The organism is Nonomuraea sp. NPDC026600 (assembly GCF_040638335.1).
Lineage (GTDB): Bacteria > Actinomycetota > Actinomycetes > Streptosporangiales > Streptosporangiaceae > Nonomuraea.
Window position 1 is genome coordinate 323,197 of record NZ_JBEZYD010000008.1, and the last position, 21,297, is coordinate 344,493.

Here is a 21,297-nt window from a genome sequence, read left to right on the forward strand (position 1 = left end):
GCCGGGACCTGTAGCTGATCACGAAGTAGCGGTCGGCTCGCCGCCGGCTCGCTCACGCGCGAGGAGTCCGCCGAGGGCGGCGGCGAGGACGGGCAGTCCCACGACCACGGCCGCGATCGTCGGCCACGGGGTTTCGAAGGACACCCGTGGCGGCGAATCCCACGAGCTTGAAGCGGTCAAGGGCCATATCAGCAACATCCCGATGGGGCACCCGGCGACCGCGCCCAACACCGTTCCGCACAGCGTGCTCAGCCCCGCTCGGGAGGCGCCGAACCACCGGAAAGTCGCGGCCGATCCGTCACCGGCCCGCCTCAGCACCCGGCCCGGTCGCGAACTGGTGGCTTTGCCGTCTCCGGCGGTCAATGCACCGAACAGGGCGATGAGGAGCGTCGCCGCGGCGACGACCAGCCAGGTGGTCGAAGCCTGGAATCCCCGCTCGACGTAGGTGTCCGCGATGTCGCCCAGTCGGCTGTCGAGCCGTTCCTGTTCGCCCGCCGAGATTCGATGGAGGGAGGGATCGACGATCAGTTCGTCCGGCTCCAGCTGATAGCCGAGGTCCCGGACGACCTTCGCCGGGACGAAGACCGTCTGCATGTGGGGGTCGACGGTTTTGGCGACGATCGCCGGAATGGTCTTACTCGTCAGCGGGTCGTCTTTCCCGGTGACGTCGTAGTTGATCTGGACCGAGTCGACCTGCACGTCGGCGGTCGTGACCACCACGGCCTTGCCCTCGTCGTACGGCGTCGACTGGTCGCCCGTGAGATACCGCAGCAGTGCCTCGTCGCCGATGACTTCGTTCGCGTAGACCCGCTCTTCCGGCAGGTCGACGTTCTCGGCATCCGCGCCGAAGAATCGGAATTCACGCGGAGGGTGACTTGGAATCTCACGCTGGGCGATGGGCACTCCGGGTAACTCCCGCTGGATCGCCGCACGTACGGCACCGGCCTGCTCCGCCGAGAAAGACCGCACCGAGAGGGTGCCGGGCCGGGCGCTGGGGGAATAGGCGGCACTGTCCTGCGTCGTCATGCCGACCGCGATGATCGTCAGCGCGATGCCGAAGCTCGTCGCCATCGCGGTCATCGTGATCGCGGGAGCCGTAGTCGCGCGACGACCGGCCAGGTCGCGGACCGCCAGGCGAACGGGCAGCGGCAGTCGTTCCGCGCACCGGCCGAGGATTTCCAGCAGCCACGAGGCGAACGGGCCGAAACCGAGAAGGAGCAGGCCTCCGCCGATGAGGGCCATCAGTGTGAGCCCGATCAAGACGACGGCGTCGTAGCGCGAATCTTCACGCGCCGACCACGCACCGAATGCCATCATCCCGACACCGATGAACGACACGAACAATCCCCCGACCACATTACGCCGGCGTATGCGCACGTGGCGGTTCCGTGGGGCAGACAGCGCCGCGACCGTCACAGATGTGCATGCGAACACCGCGGGAATGGCCATGGCCAGGCCGATTCTCAGGAGTATCGAAGGGTCGAAGATCATGGCCGAATAGTAGTGAGATCCAACCGGCGCCGTACGGGCCAGAAAGTCCAAATAGGGTGACACAAAAACGTCCCCGGAGCCTGCTCATAAGAGCCGTATTCGCGCGCCGAATGGATTCCACTCGACGACGGCAGGTCGAGGCCACCACAGCCCTCAACTAAGTGGTCTCGCCTGGAAGTGTCTCTCGGGGTTGGCGTGAGGGGGTCACGTAGAGGCCGCAGGCCCCAGCAGTAGTCCGCCGAGCCGCTGTAGCGCAGGCACATCAGAGGCAGCCGAGCGGCATCGAGTAGGGGTTGCTCGGCGGGAGGCAGGCGCGTGTGAGCTGCGGTTGTAACCTTTTCGGCCGGTTCTCGCCAAGTAGGGACGTCAATCGACGAAGGGAGCACGGCCGGTGCGTCGAAAGCAGGCGGGGATCGCCACAGATCCTGTGGCCTTCGCGGCCTTCTACCGGGAGCATGTCGATGCGGTCACCCGTTTTCTCGCCCGTCGCGTCGATGATCCGCATACCGTCGCCGACCTGGTGGCTGAGGTGTTCGTGGCGGTGCTCGACTCGGCCCACACCTACCGGGCCGAGCTGGGCACTGAGATCGCATGGCTCTACGGCGTGGCGCGTAAGACGGTTTCGGCCGAGCGACGGCGAGCGTACAAGCAGCTCCAGCTGACAGACCGGGTGAGCGGGCGACGCACGCTGGACACCGACGATGTCGCCAGGCTTGAGGAGCGCATCGACGCCGAGCGGCACGCCAGGCTGGCCTTCGAGGCCCTGACGGAGCTGCCGGAGGGAGAGCGCGCCGTGCTGGAGCTGGTCGTCATCGACCAGCTCACGGTCGCGGAAGCGGCGCTCGCCCTCGGTATCCGGCAGGGGACCGCCAAGGTACGCCTGCACCGCGCCCGCCAGACACTGCGGAATCTGCCCTTCGTCACGGATGGAGCACCACGATGACATACGAGGAGCAGTTGCTGATGGAACTCCAGGCTGAGATCACGCACCGCGGCGAACGCCGCCGCCGGGTCACCCGCAGGGTGTACGCCGGGGGCGCGGTGGCCGCCTTGGCCGCTGCGGCGGCGTTCGCGGTGCCGCTGCTGACGGGGACGGAGTCGCCCGCGTACGCCGTGAGCAAGAAGGCGGACGGCACGGTCGGGGTCGAGATCCGTGAGTTCAAAGACGCCGATCAGTTGGAGCGAGACCTGAAGGCGGCGGGCGTCAAAGCGGACGTCACCTACCTCGAGTCCGGCAAGGAGTGCGAGAAGAACAGAGGAATGAGCAGTCTTCCGGCGGAAGGGACCGTCCACATGCGGGAGGGCGGGCTGGACATTGATCCCCGGCTCATCGATAAGGACAAGACGCTGGTCCTGGAGTTCTCCAAGAACGAGGAGGAGGTCCCCGGAGCGGAGCCGCCGAAGATGCTGGGGATACTCGCGACGCTGATGATCCCCGGCAAGGTCGGCCCGTGCGTTGTCGTCGACAGGCAGGACCGGGACGACGCCGGCGGCCCGCAGGGCCAGCCTCCAGCGGGAAGCTAGCACCTCCGATACGGCGACGCCGGCGCTGCCCGCCCAGTGCGCGGTCCGTCACGTTCCAGCGATCAGCTCTGGATCGGTGACCCCGCCGGGACAGGCGAGCCGGGCGACGTCCCACCCGGCACGCCGGGCTCCGGCCTGGTAAGCGCTGTCGTAGAAGGCGAGGACGGCGGCGCGCGGATCAGCCTCGGACCGGGCATCGGCGTGGCGCAACACGGCCAGATGGCCGCCGCGCTGCTCGATCCACCGCGCGGCCGCGGGCTTCAGAGGTTCGCTGTCCAGCCCTTCGGGCTCGGGAGCGGTGTAGGAGTAGAAGGCCGGGTCCGGGAAGGCGTCGTCGCCGAACCAGAAGCCGGAGCTGATCACCTCCCGCGAGTACGCTTCCCGCGTCACCGGGTCGGCCCCGGGGGGCTGGTCGATCACGCGGTCGGAGAAGCGGCTGCAGGCGATGTCGAAGGTGTGCCAGAAGTGGTGCACCGGGCTGATCTTGCCCGAGAAGCCCGCGGCGAACTCCTCCAGCAGGAGGTTCACCTGGCTGAGGACCTGCCAGTAGCGGGTGACCTCGGCCGGGTCGTAGTGCGCGTGCTCGGTGTCGTCGGCGAACGGCCGGTCGGCGTCGGGCAGGTCGAACGGCCGCGGTACGGGGATGTCCACCCGCACGTCCAGGGCCGCCAGCGCCCGCATCGTGTGCTGGTAGAAGGACGCCACCGACTGGCCCGGGAGCGCGAACGACACCGCCCGGCCGTCAACCGTGGTGAGCAGCAACTGGTGGCCGACGAAGTCGAAGTCGATCGTGAAGATCTGGTTGCCGTCGGCCTGCCCCATCGGACGGGTGGTGATCCCCCGCCCGGTGACATGGAACGGCGCGTTCCACCAGTGGTTGCGCCGGAACGCCGAGGCGAGCCGGATCTTGCCCACGACCTGGCAGAACCGGTGCAGCGTCGCCTTGGTGTCCCGCCACTCGGCGGACGGTACGGCAGTGAACAACTCCATGACGCCATCGTTCCCACACGTTCGCGGCGCTACCCACGTGATGGCACGAGTTCGGCTTGGAGGCAGAGGCGTGGTCGGACTGCGCGTCGCAGGCGGTGACATAGCCTGCCGCTCGCGCTCGCTGGGCGGTGTGGTGTCAGCGGCCGTGTCAGGACGGCGACGGCCCGGTATCAGAGCGGTCGGTGATGGTTAAGCCATGAACGGTTCAGCGGCCGCGGCCCCAAGGCTGAGTGAGAGCCACCCGCACCGACCCGTTCCCTTGAATTTCGCACCAATCTAAAGGAGTACACCACCATGTCCATCACCCTTATCGACCAGGACAAGCTCACCCTGCGGATCGCCGCGTGGGGCGCCGTCTCGCTGATGTCCGCCGCTGGTGCCGCCGGCTCGGCCCACAAGGTCGCCACTCACGGCTCCATCGCCTTGACCTCCGCGACCGGTCTGGTCGGGCACGTGCTCACCAAGGCGCCCAAGGGCGTGAAGTACGGCAAGTCCGTGGCCGAACTCGCCGACCAGGTGCTGCCGGCCCTGACGGCGGCCATGATCCTGCTCAAGCAGCAGGATCCGGCGGAGGCCGACAACTTCCACAGCACCGTCACCGTCGCCATCGATGCAGCCGCCCGCAGCCACCAGGGCGAGCCCAGCCCCACCCTGACGGAGATGGCCCGCAAGATCACCGAAGCCCTCGACGCCGCTTGATAGCATGCCGACCTGCGCAGCTACAGCCGCTCGCCGGGGTCCTGTCCGGACCCCGGCCCATCCCCGGCGCTCGGTCACCCTTGGCCAGGTCTTGTGGCGAGTGGGGGTCGCGGCGCTGGCGGCCGCCCTCGGGGTGGCCGCCGACACGCCGTGGCGGGAGGTCAGAGAAGGAAGGTGAACAGCGGCGAGCCAGGTGGGACGCGCTCCACCGTGAGCGGGCTGGCCTTCATGCGGAACAGGAGGCTGTCGAGATCACTGGCCCGCTCGAGCTCGATGCCGACGAGCGCCGGGCCGGTTTCGCGGTTGTTCTTCTTGACGTACTCGAAGGCGATGATGTCCTCGCCCTCACCCAACACCTCGTCCAGGAAGTGCCGCAGGGCGCCGGGGCGCTGCGGGAAGGTCACCAGGAAGTAGTGCCGCAGCCCGATGTGCACAAGAGAGCGCTCCAGCACCTCGCCGTACCGGCTGACGTCGTTGTTGCCGCCCGACACCACGCACACCAGCGGCCCTTCGGAGGAGTACGGCACCAGCTCACGGGCTGCCGCTCCCGCGAGAGCTCCGGCGGGCTCGGCGATGATGCCATCGGTCTGGTAGAGATCCAGCATCTCGGTGCACACTGCACCCTCATCGACCGCGACGACCTCATCGACCAAGTCCTTGACCAGGGGGAACGTTGCGTTTCCCACCCTTCCGACGGCGGCGCCGTCCACGAAGGTGTCCAGCTCGGGCAGGGCGAGGGGCCCGCCGTGGTCGAGGGCGGCGCGCATGCTGGCCGCTCCGGCGGGTTCGGCGCCGATGATGCGGGTGCCGGGGGAGTGCTCGCGGAACCAGACGGCGATTCCGCTGATCAGACCGCCTCCACCGACCGGGACGATCACGGTGTGCGGCGCCTCCCCGGACTGCGCCAGGATCTCCAGGCCGACCGTGCCCTGCCCGGCCATCGTCCTGACGTCGTCGAACGGATGCACGTAGATCGCGCCGGTGTGCTCGCTGTCGGCGTGCGCGGCGGTGCTCGCCTCGTCGTAGGTGCCGCCGCCGACCACGACCTCCACCCGGTCGCCGCCGAGCGCCGCGATGCGCTCGCGCTTCTGCCGTGGCGTGGTGGACGGGACGTACACCCGCCCGCTGATCCCGAGACGCGCGCAGGCGAACGCGACGCCCTGCCCGTGGTTGCCCGCGCTCGCGCAGACCACACCACGCCGCCGCTGCTCCTCCGTGAGCGAGGCGATCAGGTTGAACGCCCCGCGCACCTTGTAGGAGCGGCAGACCTGCGCGTCCTCGCGCTTGAGCAGCACCTGACCGCCGAGCAGGTCGGACAGCCGCTGGTTCGGCTCCAGCGCGGTGCGACGTACCACCGGCCGCAACCGTTCGGCCGCCTGGCTGATCATCGCGGTGGTGAGACGGTCGGTCATGCACACTCCAGGCACAGCGGTTGATCAAGGGATGTTAGCAAGGCGTCGCATTGTAGTGACGACGGCAGCCGGACAGTGGATCCCTGGGAACGGTGCCCGTCGCCAGGCGAGCACATAGGTCACAACGATCCCAACAGGCCGGGCGATTCCCGCAGCGCCCGTCTCCCCCAGCCAGACGGCGATCGACCAGAGACTCCAAGATCTTGCAGGCATGCGTGTCGCGCCTGATCGCGCCAAACCGCCGACACCAAGCACGCGCCCGCTGGTTCCACCGCCGTGCCCGCCTGCCTACCGCATACACCCAGCTCAGCTAATGAAAAGCGCTGCCGTACTAGGAGACGTGTTCGATGAAGCCGTGGTGGGCCAGCTCACCGTCTTCGATCCGTACCGGTTGCCCCGGAGGCAGCGGAGTGCCGGAAAGGGGTGGGATCTCCACCGCGTCCCAGTCCGTGTCGTACTCGCCCAAGTGGTCGCCCAAGTCGATCCGCTCGGCCGCGACGCCCGACCGGTAGACCGTTAGGGTCAGATACCCCTGGTCCCAATACCCCTCCTCGTGCGCCGCCCACAGGTCACAGGCCCAGCGCAGTTCGTCGGCGTCCGTCACCACGAGCCGTTGCAGGAACTCGACGGATCCTCCCGCCGTTTTCCGTTCCACCACGTACCAGGAGTGCTCGTACGCCGGCGCGACGTGCGGGCGGCCATCCTCATCCAGCAACTCCTGCAGTGCCGCCAGGCACGCCTGGGCGACACCGTCGGCCGGGTCGCGGCGCCGCAGCGCCTGGCACAGCCCCGCGATTTCCTCGCTCACCCGGTCGAGCTCCGGCTGCGGCTGGGTTGGCCGGTAGGAGAAATCCTCCAGGATCGCCACGACGGTACGGAGCAGATCAGCGATCAGCAAATGCGTGGCCGCGGGATCGTGCGGTAGCCGCTCCACCAGGGCGCGGAGGCGCTCCTCGGCGACCTCCTCCTCCTCGCGGAGCAGGGCGGCCAGTCGCGCGTGTTCGCGAGCGGCGTCCAGGTCACCTGTGGCGGCCGCCGCACGCAGGGCCGCGAATCGTGCATCGGTCATGATCCCATGGTCCCCCACCGAGACCACCAGCCTGTGAGCTGGCAGCAGGCGTTCGCGTCACGTTCGGTGATCGACACCGGCCCGCCGGCCACCTATGCGATGACGACCTACACCGCCTCGTCCTACATCTGGCTCGGCGACTATGAGCGGGCCCGAGACCATGCCGAGCGCGCGATCGCGGCACAGGAGGCGAGGTTCGACGGTGTCGATCTCGGCGAAGCTCTCGTGCAGGGCGGCGGGCACCTGGCCGGTTCCCGTGCTCATTTTCCAGTGTCGGTGATGGCGGCTTGGACAGCCGCTCGGGGCACCGGTGGTTGGCGATGAGATCGGTAATCCTTTGGGGGTGCTACGCTCTCGATCGTTGGCGTTGGATTACCGGATGAGAGGGAGGTGAGGTTAATGACCGCGGTGAAGACCGCTGCTGTATGCAGCAGCGCCCGGACAATCCTCACGTCCCGGGCCCCGGTCTGACCCACTTCTTCCCTCCGCCGTGAGCCGCCGAGCTCGCGAGGCGGGGTGGTATCTGCGTCTCGTCGGGGCCCCTTCCCGCAAGGTGTCTCACGTTGCCATCTCCTCTTACGGATTCTTCCTTCTCAACCGATATCGACCTGTCCCGGTACGGATGGACCGAGGCGCTCGACAGCGCCTTCGCCGAACACCGTAGGGTCGGCTTGACGCCGGCTCGGATCGTGCGTGTGGATCGCGGTCTGTGCGACGCGGTCACCCAGCACGGCCCGGCGCGGGCCGGCCTGTCGGCGCTGTACTCCACCGACCCGCTCCTCGCGCCCTGCACCGGCGACTGGGCCGCTCTGCGCCCGGCGCCGCATCCGGAACTGGTGGCCCTGCTGCCGCGTCGCAGCGCGATCGTGCGGTCCTCCGCCTCGCGCTCCTCCCATGGGCAGGTGCTCGCCGCCAACATCGACACCGTCGTCGTCGCCGTCTCTCTGGCCGCCCCACTGGACGCCGCTCGGGTGGAACGGCTCCTGGCCCTGGCATGGGACAGCGGCGCCCGTCCGGTGATCGCCCTGACCAAGGCGGACCTGGCAGCCGATGCCGTCGCCGTTCACACCGATGTCCGCGCGCTGGCCCCGGGCGTGGACATCGTGACCACCAGCGCGGCCACCGGTCAGGACATGGATGTCCTGACCGCGCTGCTGAGCGGGACCACGGTCCTGCTCGGGCCCTCCGGGGCCGGCAAGTCCACCTTGGGCAACGTCCTGCTCGGCGACGATGTTCTCGCCACCGGCGCAGTACGGGCACAAGACGGTAAGGGCCGCCACACCACCGTCCATCGCGAGCTGATCCCCCTTCCCGGCGGTGGTGTGCTCATCGACACCCCTGGCCTGCGCGGGATCGGCCTCTACGACGCCGCCGACGGCCTGCAACAGGTCTTCTCCGAGATCGAACGCCTCGCCCAGGACTGCCGCTTCGGCGACTGCGGCCACGAGACCGAGCCCGGCTGCGCGGTCCAGGACGCCATCCAGACGGGGGAGTTGACCGAGCGCCGCCTGAGCAGCTATCGCAAACTGCAACGCGAGAACACCTGGGCGGCCTCGCGCAACGATGCTCGACTACGCGGTGAGCGCACCAACCGGCAGAAGGCCATCACCGGGCATCTGCGCGCGACCTACAAGTTCCGGGACCGGCAATCGTGAACGACCGCATGCCGTCGATCACCGGCGACACCGTGCCGACCTCCCATCCCCGCGACTCCATCGAGGAACCAGCCACCATCGTGACCGACACTCCGCGCAACGCGATCACTGAGGCGTTCTTCGCCTTGCACCACGGCCTGCCCCGCCAAGGCCCCGGTTCGGACGCGACCACGCGCCGTCTACTGGCACTGGCCGGCCCGCTGCCAGCGCGCCCCCGCGTACTGGACATCGGCTGCGGGCCCGGCCGCGCCTCATTGCTGCTGGCCCAGGAGGCCGCCGCCGAGGTCACTGCGATCGACCTGCACCAGCCGTTCCTCGACGAACTGACCCAGGCCGCCGCCGAACGCGGCCTCGGCCACGCCATCCGCACCATCCGGCAGTCGATGGCCGACCTGCCCTTCGCCGATGAAAACTTCGACCTGATCTGGGCCGAAGGATCCGCCTACAACATCGGCTTCGACACCGCGCTGCGCTCTTGGCGGCGGCTGCTGGCCCCCGGCGGCACTCTGGTCCTCACCGAGTGCGAATGGGCCACGGACTCCCCGTCCGACCAGGCGCGGGCGTTCTGGGACCGGCATTACCAGCTGCGCACCGGGGACGGCAACGTCACCGCGGCGCGGGACGCCGGGTACGCCGTCGCCGCGATCCACTCGCTCCCAGACAGCGACTGGTTCGACGAGTACTACACGCCGCTGTCCGAACGCGTCGACTCGGCCGACACGGCCGTGGCTGGTATGCGCGAAGCGATCGCGGCCACCCGGCAAGAGATCGCCATGCGCCGTGAGCACGGCACGGACTACCAATACACCGGCTACGTCCTGCGACCGCAGAGCCACGCCTCGACCAGCACGGAAACGGACCCGCACACCGCTATGACCACCGTCACGAGCACCGGCTGGATCACCCGCGCCGAGACCGACGCCGACCTCACCGCGATCCGCGCGGTCAACCTCGCCGCCTTTCCCACCTCCGAAGAGGCCGACCTGGTCGAGGCTCTGCGTGCCGACCCGGCGGCATGGCTTCCCGGCCTGTCCTGGGTCTCCCAGGCCCCCGACGGGGCCATCGCCGGATTCGCGCTACTCACCCGCTGCCATGTCGGCGACGTCCCTGCCCTCGCCCTGGGCCCGTGCGCCGTCCGGCCCGAATACCAAAGGCAGGGCGCCGGTTCGGCCGCCATCCACGCCGCCCTGCGAGCCGCGCGCGAACAGGGCGAGAACCTCGTGCTCGTCCTCGGCCACGCCGAGTACTATCCCCGCTTCGGCTTCACCCCGGCCTCGGGCTATGCCATCCGGCCACCGTTCGACGTTGCCGATGAGTACATGATGGCGCTCGCCTTCGATCCCGCGCGCCCGGTCCCCGCAGGCACCATCCGCTACGCGACGGCATTCGGCGTCTAGCACCGAAACGGTCCGTGCGGGAAGAACACAGCCCCGCACGGACCGTTATCCGAGCCAGTAGGGACGATCTGGCCCGCGGTGACATCCGCATACCTGGCGACGGCCTTCTCCGACGGGCAGTGGGGCAGTGACGCGCCACTGGCTGACCCGGTCAGCGGAGCAGCGAGCCGGGGGCCAGGCGGTGGGCCAGTCGGCGCGGTATCGCGACCTTCTGTCTGACCAGCACGTCGACGTCCGCGTAGTGCCGCCACGCAGCCTCCGCCGCCGCGGGATCCGCGGGGAGGTCGCCGAATCGGGTGAGGTTCGCCAGGTCCGCCAGGCCCGTCAGCGGCTCGTACGCAGGGGCGCCCAATGCCGTCACCCCCAGCGTTGCCACCTCCCGAGCCGTCAGGACGCCCGACGAAGCCGGAACCCCGGCGGCGCGCAGCCGTACCACCGTCTGCCGCCACGCGCCCGCCACCCGCGCCCGCGGATCGCCCGCCCGGCGGCGTCGGCGGCGGCGCAGGGGTGGCAGCACGGTCACCGCCAGCAGGTAGCCGCCCAGCAGGCCCCCCAGCACCGCGCCCGCGACCGGCAGCCAGGCGATCCTCGCCGCCTCCTTGCGGGGCGACGGCTTCAGCGTCGGTCGGTGGGGCGTCGGTGTGGGAGCGGGTTCCGCGTTCTCGCTGCTGATCTCCTGCTCGACCTCCTGCCGCTGCTTGGACACGCCCTCGGCGACGTCACCGCTCTCGCCCGCGTGGCTGCGCGCCGGGGTCGGGTAGAAGGGCACCCAGCCGATCTCCTTGAACTCCACCTCAGCCCAGGCGAGCACGTCGCCCGCCAGCACCTGCCGTACGCCGCCGCCCTGCGACTTGCCCGGCCCGAAACCGACGACCACCCGGCTGGGCAGGCCGAGCGAGCGGGCGAGCAGCGCGTACGACGCCGCGAACTGTTCGGTCGTGCCCTTCTTCGCCTCGGTGAGGAAGAACTGGATGCTGCGATAGCTGTGCCCCGGCGGGGAGTTGACGTCGTAGTCGGCATGCTTGCGTAGGTAGGCGGCCAGTCGTACGGCCTGCTGCATGGGGCTGGTGGCACCGGCCGTGGCCTTGCGCGCGATGGTGGCGAGCCGGGCCCGCTGCGGTGCCGTACGGCCGTCGGGGCCGTTCGGCAGCGCCAGGGCGGCCTGGTCAGGGGCGGGGACCGCCTCGCGCAACTCCGCGGCGGAGTAGCGGCGGATGCCCGATGTCACCCGATACGTGGCGCCCTCGCGAGCGGTGGCCGTGCTCGCCAGCATCCCGGTCGCGGGGTCGGCCATCAGGCCAGTCGTGATCGGCGCGGTGAAACTCACCTGCTGTGGGCGGTCCGCCGCCGGCAGCCAGGGCCCGGCCAGCTTCTGCAGCGTGAACTGCTGCTCGACGACGTCGCGGGCGCCCGTGACGTCGTCGCCGTCGGCGGGGACCCGGCCGCTGGTCGGCAGGTATCCGGCGCTGGAGGTCCACGTGACGCCGTCGAATTGGTCAAGTACGGCCAGCCGCCAGTTCGCCTCGGCTGCGGATCGGACGGTGAAGAGCTGGCGGTAGGGGTTCTGGAGCCAGGCCGACACCTGGTCGAGCGGGCTCACCCCGGCGAGCGGGCGCGGCGGTGGCTGGGCCACCAACTGCCGCACGTCGTACGGCTTGGCGGCGAACGGCAGCACCGACCCGGCCGCGACGGCGACCAGCACGAGGGCGGCCAGCAACGGCACCCCCGCCACGATCGTCCTGACCGACCGGGCCGCCCGGACCAGTGCCAGCACGAGCGCCAGCCCGACGAGGATCGCCGCCGACGGCAGCCGCGAGCCGGGACCGGCCACGCCCAGGACGACGGCGGCGGCCAGCACAGGTACGGCCGGTGCGACCGGCAGCACCACCGCCCTGGTCCGCAGGGCCAACTCGGCCCCGGCCACCGCCGCCGCCCACACCAGGAAGTGCGCCAGCACGATCGTCCTGCCGTCCCCCTCGGCCGGCAGAATGGTCGTGAGCAGCGCCTTCCACGAGTCGCGCACGCCGAGCAGCGCGGCCCGCGCGCTGGCCGGGCTCGGCAGGAACCCGGCCAGGGCCTGCGCTCTGAACAGGGTCGCCGACACCGCCGTCAGCCAGGCCAGCAGGTTCACGGCCAGGGACGCCCACAACGGCAGGACCCTGACCAGCGCGTACGCCACCACGCCCGGCACCGCCGCCGCCACGGCCACCACGGGGATCAACGCGCCCAGGGTGAACACGCCGTCGAACGCCAACCCGGCCGTACCCGCCAGCAGGACCACGATGACGACCGACACCACCCGCCGCCACTCAGGCACCCGCGGCAGCGGCGCGGCCTCGGCCGCCGTAGTCCGCATGCCCGGTGGGGTGGTCAGTGCGGCCATGCCGCCGCCAGTTCGGCCAGGTCGCCGATCTCGATGACCGTCACGCCGGGCACCACGGGCGGGCCGTCGTCGGAGGAGCCGCCGACCCACACGCAGACCACCTGGTCGAAGCGGCGGCGCACCGACGCGACCCCCGTCAGCGCCGTCCGCGCCCCCGTGACCAGGACCAGCGCCCCGCCGGAGCCCGCGCGGCGCACCGCGTCCACCGGCGCCTCCGCGTCGGCGGCGCGCTCGACCAGGGCCAGCCGGTCGAGCACCGTCTCGGCCTCCTCGGCGCCGCCCTTGGCGGACAGGAGCTCGCCGGCGCCGGTCAGCAGGCGTACGGGGAAGCGGCGGCGGGTCGCCGACCAGGCGACCGACGCGGCCGCGTCCACCGCCAGCTCGAACTCGTCGTCACCCCCGTACGACCCGGCGCGCGTGTCGAGGATCGTGGTCGTGTACGGCAGGCTGACGTCCTCGAGTTCCTTGACCATGAGGGTCCCGGTGCGCGCCGTGGACCGCCAGTGGATGTGCCGCAGGTCGTCGCCGATCACGTAGTCGCGGACCCCGTTGAAGGTGATCGTGCCGCTCGGCGAGCGGGAGGCGGAGCCGTCGAGGTGGCGTTGCCGGCCGGAGTTCAGCGGCTCCAGCGGCACCGTGCGCGGCCGGACCAGCAGCAGGTCGGCCTGGCCGTACGAGGTCGTGCGCCGGGCCAGGCCGAACGGGTCGGCCCGGTCGAGCCGCAGCGGGCCCACGGGCGTCTCGCCGCGCCTGCGGGTGGGCAGCCGGTACGACACCGTTCCGGTCGCGTTCCTGGCCAGCGGCGGTACGTCGACCACGATCGCGGTGCCCCGGCAGGTGTCGTGGGCCTCCAGGCCGTTGCGCCGCCAGCGGCCCCTGTTCGTGACGCGCAGCATGGCGATGGCGGCCTCGCCCCTGGCGACCTTGACGGGTGTGACCTCACGGCGTACCTCCAGCCGTGGCCGTCGCAGCGTCCACAGCAGGCCGGCGCCGACGGCGGCGATCCCGCCGGCCGACAGCGCGCCCGCCTGCTGGTAGCCGAGCGGCGCCGCCACGGCGTACAGCAGCACGGAGGCGGCCAGGGTGCCCCACCCCGCTCTGGTGATCATTCGCACTCCCAGAGGGGGGCGGCGGGGAATCCCCCCTTCGGGGTGTCCATCAGCACGTCATTGAGCCAGCCGCTGCCTCGGCTGGACTCCACCTTGTTCCAGACGTCGCTGCTCATGCCCGTGTCGGTATCGGTGTAGCCGGCGCCCTTGGTCTGGCAGATCACGGTCATGCTGATGTACTCGCCCTGAGGGATCCGGCCGGACTCCGCCCCCGCGGAGGGTCCGGACCGGATCAGGGTGTCCCGGTTGTCGTTGTGCGCGTTGCGGAACTGCGCCGACGGCGGCTGCAGCCCGGCCTTGGCCTCGGCGCGCTCCTGGCCCTCGCCGGCGCCGTTCTTGGCGCGCAGCGTCCAGGTGTAGTCCTGGCCGTTCTTCAGCCCGGTCACCTCGGCGCCGGTGCCGTCGAGCGTGCCGGGGTGCTGGCCGGGGCCTTCGAGGACATAGCTGACGCCGCCGTCCTTGGCGTTGTCGGGGGCCGACCAGGTGAGGTCGGCGCCGTGGTTCTTGCCCTTGGCCTCGAAGCTCGCCGGTCTGCCGGGTGCGACGCAGGGCCGTACCGGGATGGTGGGTTCGGAGGCGGACTCGCCGCCGTCGTACTGGGCCGCGACCCGGAAGGTGTACTCCTGGTCGCACCGGCCCCCGGTCACCCGGAACTGGAAGGGACCGTCGGACCTGACCCGGTCCGGGGTGACGTTCGCACCGGACGGGGCGCCCTTGAGCGTGTAGCCCGTGGCCTTGCCCTGGCTCGACGGGGTGAAGACGATCTCCATCCAGCCGGGCCCCGAGTTGGCCGTGACCGTGCCCGGCGGGCCGGGGGTCTGCGTCGGGGTTGGGGTCGGCGTGGGAGTTGGCGTGGGAGTTGGGGTCGGCGTTGGGGTGGCGGTGGGAGGCGGGCTGGGGGTCTCCGAGCGCTTCGTCGCGGTGGGCTTCGGTGTACGGGTGACCGTCACCGTGGGCCTCGACGTGGGCTGGTTGCTCTGCCGGGTCGGGACGGACGTCGGGGGCACCACGGCAGGCGTGCCGGTGGGTACGGGCAGGGGGGTCGGGGTGTCCTTCTGCCCGAGCGCCTCGTCGTACTTGCCGACCCGGTGCGCTCTGCCGTCCTGCTCGATGACCAGCGCCGTCTCGCTGAACTGGTCGTTCACCCAGAGCAGCCCGTCCTTGACGAACACCTCCAGCGGCCCCGCCTTACCGGTGACCACCTTCTCGGGGTCGAACCTCTTGGCCACCGTGTCGTACACGATCAGCCGTCCGGTGCTCTCGTCGGCGATGTACACGCGGCGGCCGAGCGCCTGCGGCGGCCCGAGCTTGCCGCCCTTCACCGAGACGGTGCTGAGCGCGCCGCTCGCGGTGTCCACGAGCACCAGCGCGCCCTGCTTGGGCGCGAGCATCGGGACGATCGTGGCCTCCGCGACGGCGGGCATCAGCATGCCGCCGCGCCCGGCCTCGGTCACCGTGCTGGGCAGACTCACCGTGAGCCGGGTGCCCGTCGAGCCGATGACCATCGCCGAGGCGGCGGCGGAGTTGGTGACCAGCGGCACGCCGTCGGCGATGGTCAGCGTGAGCGGGTCGCCGGGCTCGCCCACGGTCACGGCCTTGCCCTGCTGCGCGCCGTTGATCTGGGCGAGCGTGCCTTCTTCCGGAACGGGCACCCAGAGGGTCCCGTTCTTGTCGATGCCCGCCTGGCCGAGCGGGGCCTTGAGCGTGATCGCGGCGCCGATCGTGTCCACGGTCAGCGGGTTCACCTGCTGGACGGTGCCCGCCCGCGGGTCGATCGCGTACGCCTTGCCCGCGCCCATCACGAGCTGCATGCCCCCGGCGCCCAGGCTCTTGCTCTGGGCGACCTCGAGCTGGGTCGGGTCGATGCGGCTGACCTGGCCGGTCGACTCGTCGACGACGAGCACGCTGTTGCCGTCCTGAACCACCTTGAGCTCGTCGCCCTTCGCGGCGGCCAGGTCCACCCGGCCGTCGACCTGGCCGGACATGCCGTTGGCGTGGACGACCTCACCGTTGAGCGCGCTCGCGAGCCAGGCGCCGATGTCGGCGAGCTTGGGCCGGGCGCTGGACACCCCCGTGCCCAGGAAGAATCCGATGCCCGTGAGCACGGCGACGAGCGCGAGCGCGACGAGGCCCGCCATCCGCCGTCGTGCTGCCTTTTGCCACCGAATGGCCACCAAATTCACATCCCGCGACATTCGTGCACATGCATACCCGCGGACACCTTAGAACGGCCGGGTCCGCCGGGGGCATTCTTCAAACAACCTCGAAGTGTCGTTCAGGTCGTGCCCCGGCGCAGCTCGTCGATGGCCTGGAACTGTTCGTCCATCGACGACTCGAAGGACTCCAGGACCTGGCTGAACCGGTCGTCGAGCGCATCCTGCGACGGCATCGACTCGCCGAGCGTGCCGGCCATGACCTCCCTGACCATCCGGTCGGCCTCGTCCTGAGCCTGCTGGACGGCCCGCAGCAGCTCCTCGGCGAGCCGCCCGCTGTCCAGGCGCATCGCGCGGGGGGCGATGACCAGCTCGGTGAGCCGTCCGGTGGCGCCGGCCGCCACCTGAACCTGCCCGTCCGCGCCGGTGCCCCGGCCGACGACCGCGTCGATCTCCTTACGGCTCTCTTCCACGCGGAGCAGCAGCTCCTCCGCCTGAGCGGTGATCCGTTCCAGGTCTTCGGGGCGGAATTCCGCAGCATCCATGCCAGGGATAATCGCCGACAGCCCACCCAATGCGGCGATATTTCGGGAAAAGTCGAAGTGTAAATGGATTCGTTGATTCGGGCGGTTTCTTACGGCAAGGTTGCCGTCAGGTTAAAAGGAAGGGGCGCTTCCCGATGGGCCACGAGATCAGGATCGAGCCCGCCGTGCTGATCGCGGGCGGCCAGGCGTGCGACGAGGCCGCGGCCCTGCTGCGACCGGCCGTCGACACGTTCCGCACCTCGGCGGCGCCGACCCCCGACTGCTTCGGCCTGATCGAGCGGGGCTCGGAAGAGCTGGCCAAGTCCTACCAGGCGTTCTACGACGAACTGCTCGGCTTCGCCGACGACCTCACCGCCAAGCTGGGGGAGACCGCCGTCGGCCTGCGCGAGAGCGCGACACGACTGGGAAGTGGCTGAATGGCAGGACCGTTCGACCCGATCATCGACCTCGTCCGGACCCTGCGTAACGCGATCGCCTCCCTGGGCGGTGACGAGCAGGAACAACGCCTGCTGCTCATGGCCGACGCCTGCCTGGGATTCCAGACGGCGCTCAAGGAGATCGACCCGAAACTCGCCCCCATCCCCAAGTCGGTCGACGGCTGGATGGGCGACGACGCCGCCACTTTCCACGACAAATGGGACCATCACCTGGACCAGCGGTTCAGGACGGCGGCCATCGACCATCTCGGCACTGCGGCCGAGGTGCTGAAACAGTCGGTCGAGGCGACCCGCAAGACCCGGAAGGCGCTCACCGACCTCATCGAGTCCCTGGTGATCTCGATGGCCGCGGGCGCCGCCGTCTCGGTCGCCGCCGCGGCCCTCAGCGGCTACGCCGCGTGGGCGGCCTCCGCGGGGATCGCGGCCCGCGGCGCCACCGTGGCGACGGGCATCCTGAGCAGGTTCTTCTCGCTGCGCAACGCCGCCACCGCGATCATGCGCACGCTCGAGGCCGTCGGGAGGTCGGGGCTGGTACGCGGTCTCAGCATGTACGGCGGCGGCGGCGCCAAGGCGGTCGCGCTGAAGACACTCGGGAAGTACGGGCAGATCTACGGCTGGTCCCTCGGCGGCAACCTGCTGGCCGGCGGCGTGGCCAGGGGCGTCTTCGGCCAGAACCCGCTGGACATCTCCATCCTCTCCCTCGCCCAGACCGCCAACGCCTCGACGGTCGCCGGCCTCACCGGACCCCTCGGCGCGACGAGCTACTTCACCGGCCTCGCCGCCAGGCGGCCGCTGCTCAACAACGTGACGATGGGCGCGATCGCGGGCGGCGTGCCCGCCTTCTGGAACGCCAGGATCGAGGGCAAGTCCTGGGGACAGACGTTCGGCGACGTGGCGCTGTTCTCCGGCATCGCGGGCGGCTTCAACGGGGCCGTGGGGCGGGCGTTCAACCCGGCGGCGGGGCAGCGGGGCGTGCCGTCACCCCAGTGGTTCGGGAATCTGCCGCCGATGGCGCAGAGCTCGCTGCTGGGCTTCGCGCCCAGCGTGGGCCTCAGGCTCGCGGTCCCCTTCGCCCCCTCGGCCCCGCCACTCCGCACCCCTGACCCACCGGACCTGCCCGGCGGGAAGTAACGGCGACCTCACTGCGCGGCGATCTCACTGCGCGGGGACCTCACTGCGCGAGGACCTCGCGTAGCCGGGCCGCGTACGCCCTGGGGTGCGAGGTGTTGCCGTTGTGCCCGCCCGGAAAGTGCGCGAGGCCGGTGCCGAGCAGCCGCGCCAGCTCCTCCGCGCACCGGTAGTCGAAGACCGTGTGCGGGGTGGTGCGACCGGCGACGGGCACGATCGGGGCGCCCTTCAGCGTGGCCGGGTCCAGCCGGTCGGCGATGGCCGCCGTCCAGTCGTGCTCCACGAAATAGTGGAAGTTGGCGGTCCGCCGCTCGGTCATCGGCTGCGGGGTCAGGTCCGGCTCGACGTCCCGGCCGGCGAGGTCGATGCCGAGCGCCCTGCCGATCTCCTTGAGCAGGGCGGGCAGGCCGTCGCGCCGGTAGATCTCCTGGCCGTCGGCCAGCTCCCGCCGGTGGCCGAGGCACTCGTCGGGAGGCAGCAGCCACGGCGCGACGGGCTCGTGCGCGATCAGCCTGCTCAACCGGCCGCTCGCGACCAGGTGGAGCCCGATGGTGGCGCCGAAGCTCAGGCCCAGCATCGTCACCGGCTCGCCGGTCAGGTGGTCGAGCAGGCGGCGGACGTCGTCGACGTGCTCCTCGACGGTCGCGCCCCCGGACGGGTCGTCCGGGATGCTGCGCGAGAGCCCGCGCCGGTCGTACGTGATCACCGTGTGGTCGGCGACGAGCTGGTCCACGAGGTCGACGCTGCGTCCGGCGTCGCCCTCGCCGCTCTGGGAGATCAGCAGGACGGGACCGGTGCCCCGCACCTCGAAGTAGAGGTTCGCGCCGTCCACCCGCAACATGCCTGTTTTCATGACATCAGCCTAATGCATCAATTTTGATGTATCAAGAATGATGTATCTCACTCCAGGGCATCCCCTCGAAGTAGCCGATCAGGCGGCCCACCGCCCGCTCGTCCACCTTCAGCGTCACGTCGTCGACCCGTCCCACGGGCACGACGCCGCGTGAGTTCGTCAGGAACACCGCCGGGAAGTCCCGCAGGTCCTCCACCCGCAACACCTGGCTCTCGTACTGCACACCCGCCCGCGTCAGCCCCGCCTCCAGGAGTTGCATCGTGATGCCGTGCAGCATGGGCGCGTCCGGCCAGATCACCCGGCTGCCGTCGAAACACCCCAGATTGGTGATCGAACCCTCGGAGATCACCCCGTCGTCCGTGGTGAGCAGGGCCTCGTCGAAGCCCTCGGCCGCCACCCGCCGCCCGAGGTAGCCCTGCGGGAAGCCGCCCGTGTGCTTGATGTGCGGCAGGAATCGCTGGTAGCGGACCGATCTGACGTTCTGCGGGTCGGTGGCCACCTCGACGGGCGCCGTGGCGGTCACCAGCACGTGCAGCCGGGCCACCTCGCACACGTACACCCGCACGGACGCGTCAGGCCCGGCCCCCGGCCCGCTGTCCAGGCCCAGAACGGACCTGATGGAGTCGACGACGAGCCCGCGGTCGAGCGGGCGGCCGAACAGCTCCTCGGTGGCCCGGTCGAGCCGGTCGAGGTGGCGGTCGAGGCCGCGTACCCGGCCCTGCCTGACCTGCATCGCGGTGAAGTGCCCGTATCTCGCCGAGACGGCCAGCGTCACCTCCGGCGCCTCGGCGAGCCTGCCGTCGATCACGGTGCGTTCGATGTCGATCAACTCCCTGTTGCGGCTAGCGGCTGAGCGTCCTGGGGATGAGGCGCCGGGCGAGCTCCTCGAGCAGGGCGACGGTCTCGGCGATGTCCTGCCGGTCGTCGGTGTCGAGGGCCGCGGCCACGGCGTCGTCCACCGGCGCGGCACGTACCTCCGAGACCCGTTCCGAAACCTGCGGCGACTCCCTGATCAGGGAGCGCCGCCGGTCTCGGGGGTCGGTCATGGTCTCCAGGGCTCCTGCGGTCTTCAGCCGGGCGACGGCGGCGGAGACGGCGCTCTGCGGCAGGCCGGTACGGGCCGCGACCTCGCCCACCGAGGTGTCGGGATGCTCCCGGATGTCGCTCACCACGATGAGGACGGTCCGGATGCTGGTGGAATGCTCGCCGATGCCCTCGGTGGGCATGGCCTCCTCGCCGATCTTCATCAGCGTCCGCCCGAGCAGGAACAACTCGACCCCGTTCACCTCAGGCACGATACCGCCGAACCGATCTAGGGCCAGAACTTCACTTCGGGCAAGTCCTTCGACGGCTTGTCCAGCAGCGGTTCCCGCTCCTGGCGCAGGTGCCGGTCGAGGAAGGCGCCGACGTACGCCCGGGTGATCGACACCGAGCGCTCGCCGTCGAGCGCCGGTGCGGGCAGGCCCACCTGCGGCCTGAGCACCGCGTAGTCGGTGAACGAGCCGTGGTCCGTGCCCGCGACCGACAGCCAGCGCTTCCAGCCCCGAACCTTCGGCCACCAGCCGGTCCACGACTGGTCACCGGCCGGTGTGTGGGTCTGCTCGGTGCCCATCATGAGGAGCGGTCCGCGTATCGCCTGTGTCGGCCGCTTCGGGTTGTAGCTCCCGTCGAGGTTCACCCCGGCCCGCACCCGCTTGTCCACGGCCATGAGCTGCGGGGCCGCGTTGCCGCCGGCGGAGAAGCCGACCATGCCGATCCGCGACCTGTCGACCAGCCGTCCCCACCCGGTCTTCGCGGTGAGCCGGTCGAGCACGAACGACAGATCCGTCACCCGGCTCTTGGCGACCGCGATCCCCTTCTCCTCGTTGTTCTCTCCCACGCACGCCGCGCAGGTGGTCGTCCGCCCGTCGGGGAACGTGGTGGCCACCGACTCATAGGTGTGCTCGACGGCCGCGACCAGGTACCCCTTGCTGGCCAGGTCCTCCGCCAGCGAGGTCATCGTCGCGCGGGGGAAGGAGAAACCGGGCGACACGAGCACGAGCGGCAGGCCCTGGCGGCGGGTGAGCGGCTTCGCGTCCACTGTGGCGTACGTCCGGGTCTTGGCCAGCGCGTCGGCGGGGACGTTCGGATAGTCCTTGACGATCAGCGCCGACTCCTGCGGCGTCACGTAGGGGGCGGCCCGTGTGCCCGCCCGCGCGGCCGGATACCAGAGGGAGACCATGAGCTGCCGCGGCCCGTCCTGCGGCACCCACGGATCGGGACGATCGGCGTCGACCAGATGCAGGGAGGCCAGCCCGACGGGATATTTCCCGGTGGGCGCGGGCAACGCGGTGCCGGTCGCGGCCCGCGCCTGTACGGACGGCGTCGCCAGCAGGGCGCCGGCCACGCCCAGGGCGACGAAGAGGTGTCGTTTCATGCGGGCCAGCCTGGGCCCGGACCCACCGGCCCGGCT

General features: G+C 70.5%; 20 protein-coding genes and 1 pseudogene. 9 read left to right on the forward strand and 12 right to left on the reverse strand.

The window, feature by feature from the left end; genetic code table 11:
- Nucleotides 1-18: 18 nt before the first annotated feature.
- Nucleotides 19-1,338: a hypothetical protein gene (locus tag AB0F17_RS21530; protein WP_358025469.1), complete on the reverse strand. Its 1,320-nt coding sequence runs from the start codon at nucleotides 1,336-1,338 to the stop codon at nucleotides 19-21.
- Nucleotides 1,339-1,882: 544 nt separating this feature from the next.
- Between AB0F17_RS21530 and AB0F17_RS21535 the strand changes: the two genes are divergently transcribed.
- Together AB0F17_RS21535 and AB0F17_RS21540 are read left to right on the forward strand one after the other, a co-directional pair.
- Complete coding sequence (locus AB0F17_RS21535) at nucleotides 1,883-2,434, forward strand: sigma-70 family RNA polymerase sigma factor (RefSeq protein WP_358025471.1); 552 nt, start codon at nucleotides 1,883-1,885, stop codon at nucleotides 2,432-2,434.
- Complete coding sequence (locus AB0F17_RS21540; protein WP_358025473.1) at nucleotides 2,431-3,015, forward strand: hypothetical protein; 585 nt, start codon at nucleotides 2,431-2,433, stop codon at nucleotides 3,013-3,015. Before AB0F17_RS21535 ends, AB0F17_RS21540 begins: the two co-directional genes overlap by 4 nt.
- 48 nt (nucleotides 3,016-3,063) lie before the next feature.
- Here AB0F17_RS21540 and AB0F17_RS21545 read toward each other — a convergent pair whose 3' ends face one another.
- On the reverse strand, nucleotides 3,064-4,005 hold the full coding sequence (locus AB0F17_RS21545; protein ID WP_358025475.1) for a DUF5996 family protein: 942 nt from the start codon (nucleotides 4,003-4,005) through the stop codon (nucleotides 3,064-3,066).
- Between the two features lie 294 nt (nucleotides 4,006-4,299).
- Between AB0F17_RS21545 and AB0F17_RS21550 the strand changes: the two genes are divergently transcribed.
- Nucleotides 4,300-4,704: a hypothetical protein gene (locus AB0F17_RS21550; protein WP_358025477.1), complete on the forward strand. Its 405-nt coding sequence runs from the start codon at nucleotides 4,300-4,302 to the stop codon at nucleotides 4,702-4,704.
- Between the two features lie 161 nt (nucleotides 4,705-4,865).
- Here the strand turns inward: AB0F17_RS21550 and ilvA are convergent, their stop codons facing one another.
- Both ilvA and AB0F17_RS21560 read right to left on the reverse strand, forming a co-directional pair.
- Nucleotides 4,866-6,116: a threonine ammonia-lyase IlvA gene (gene ilvA, locus AB0F17_RS21555; protein ID WP_358025479.1), complete on the reverse strand. Its 1,251-nt coding sequence runs from the start codon at nucleotides 6,114-6,116 to the stop codon at nucleotides 4,866-4,868.
- A 331-nt stretch (nucleotides 6,117-6,447) separates the two neighbouring features.
- Complete coding sequence (locus AB0F17_RS21560; protein WP_358025481.1) at nucleotides 6,448-7,185, reverse strand: hypothetical protein; 738 nt, start codon at nucleotides 7,183-7,185, stop codon at nucleotides 6,448-6,450.
- 33 nt (nucleotides 7,186-7,218) lie between these two features.
- On the opposite strand from AB0F17_RS21560, the gene AB0F17_RS21565 reads away from it, so the two are divergent.
- From AB0F17_RS21565 to AB0F17_RS21580, 4 genes and pseudogenes are all read left to right on the forward strand, one after another.
- The gene (locus tag AB0F17_RS21565; RefSeq protein WP_358025482.1) at nucleotides 7,219-7,509 is read left to right on the forward strand and encodes a hypothetical protein; all 291 of its coding nucleotides are present in this window, start codon (nucleotides 7,219-7,221) and stop codon (nucleotides 7,507-7,509) included.
- Between the two features lie 371 nt (nucleotides 7,510-7,880).
- Nucleotides 7,881-8,840 carry a ribosome small subunit-dependent GTPase A gene (gene rsgA, locus AB0F17_RS21570; RefSeq protein ID WP_358025484.1) on the forward strand — a complete coding sequence of 320 codons (960 nt, stop codon included), beginning with the start codon at nucleotides 7,881-7,883 and terminating at the stop codon, nucleotides 8,838-8,840.
- Nucleotides 8,841-8,848: 8 nt separating this feature from the next.
- Nucleotides 8,849-9,508 (forward strand): annotated as a pseudogene (locus AB0F17_RS21575) (class I SAM-dependent methyltransferase); the annotation flags it as partial.
- A gap of 204 nt (nucleotides 9,509-9,712) precedes the next feature.
- Nucleotides 9,713-10,237, forward strand: coding sequence for an N-acetyltransferase (locus AB0F17_RS21580; protein ID WP_358025632.1), 525 nt, complete (start codon nucleotides 9,713-9,715; stop codon nucleotides 10,235-10,237).
- Between the two features lie 151 nt (nucleotides 10,238-10,388).
- On the opposite strand, the gene AB0F17_RS21585 is transcribed toward AB0F17_RS21580, so the two are convergent.
- The 4 genes from AB0F17_RS21585 to AB0F17_RS21600 all read right to left on the reverse strand — a co-directional run bounded on the left by AB0F17_RS21585 (nucleotide 10,389) and on the right by AB0F17_RS21600 (nucleotide 16,427).
- Nucleotides 10,389-12,620, reverse strand: a complete 2,232-nt coding sequence (locus AB0F17_RS21585; RefSeq protein WP_358025486.1) for a transglutaminaseTgpA domain-containing protein — start codon at nucleotides 12,618-12,620, stop codon at nucleotides 10,389-10,391.
- Complete coding sequence (locus AB0F17_RS21590) at nucleotides 12,608-13,729, reverse strand: DUF58 domain-containing protein (protein ID WP_358025488.1); 1,122 nt, start codon at nucleotides 13,727-13,729, stop codon at nucleotides 12,608-12,610. The genes AB0F17_RS21585 and AB0F17_RS21590 overlap by 13 nt, the downstream gene beginning before the upstream one ends.
- Complete coding sequence (locus AB0F17_RS21595) at nucleotides 13,726-15,867, reverse strand: hypothetical protein (RefSeq protein ID WP_358025490.1); 2,142 nt, start codon at nucleotides 15,865-15,867, stop codon at nucleotides 13,726-13,728. The genes AB0F17_RS21590 and AB0F17_RS21595 overlap by 4 nt, the downstream gene beginning before the upstream one ends.
- A 137-nt stretch (nucleotides 15,868-16,004) precedes the next feature.
- Complete coding sequence (locus tag AB0F17_RS21600) at nucleotides 16,005-16,427, reverse strand: YbaB/EbfC family nucleoid-associated protein (protein WP_358025492.1); 423 nt, start codon at nucleotides 16,425-16,427, stop codon at nucleotides 16,005-16,007.
- A gap of 134 nt (nucleotides 16,428-16,561) precedes the next feature.
- On the opposite strand from AB0F17_RS21600, the gene AB0F17_RS21605 reads away from it, so the two are divergent.
- Together AB0F17_RS21605 and AB0F17_RS21610 are read left to right on the forward strand one after the other, a co-directional pair.
- Entirely contained in the window at nucleotides 16,562-16,843 is a 282-nt protein-coding gene (locus AB0F17_RS21605; RefSeq protein ID WP_358025494.1) for a hypothetical protein, read from the forward strand.
- A complete protein-coding gene (locus AB0F17_RS21610) occupies nucleotides 16,844-17,995 on the forward strand; it encodes a hypothetical protein (RefSeq protein ID WP_358025496.1) in 1,152 nt (383 codons plus the stop codon).
- A 40-nt stretch (nucleotides 17,996-18,035) separates the two neighbouring features.
- Here the strand turns inward: AB0F17_RS21610 and AB0F17_RS21615 are convergent, their stop codons facing one another.
- Genes AB0F17_RS21615 through AB0F17_RS21630 form a run of 4 tightly spaced genes read right to left on the reverse strand, consistent with a single transcriptional unit; the run spans nucleotide 18,036 to nucleotide 21,261 of the window.
- The gene (locus AB0F17_RS21615; RefSeq protein ID WP_358025498.1) at nucleotides 18,036-18,845 is read right to left on the reverse strand and encodes an alpha/beta hydrolase; all 810 of its coding nucleotides are present in this window, start codon (nucleotides 18,843-18,845) and stop codon (nucleotides 18,036-18,038) included.
- 31 nt (nucleotides 18,846-18,876) lie between these two features.
- A complete protein-coding gene (locus AB0F17_RS21620; protein WP_358025500.1) occupies nucleotides 18,877-19,674 on the reverse strand; it encodes an aminotransferase class IV in 798 nt (265 codons plus the stop codon).
- 13 nt (nucleotides 19,675-19,687) lie between these two features.
- On the reverse strand, nucleotides 19,688-20,131 hold the full coding sequence (locus AB0F17_RS21625) for a MarR family transcriptional regulator (RefSeq protein ID WP_358025502.1): 444 nt from the start codon (nucleotides 20,129-20,131) through the stop codon (nucleotides 19,688-19,690).
- Between the two features lie 26 nt (nucleotides 20,132-20,157).
- Nucleotides 20,158-21,261, reverse strand: a complete 1,104-nt coding sequence (locus AB0F17_RS21630; protein WP_358025504.1) for an alpha/beta hydrolase — start codon at nucleotides 21,259-21,261, stop codon at nucleotides 20,158-20,160.
- Nucleotides 21,262-21,297: the final 36 nt, after the last annotated feature.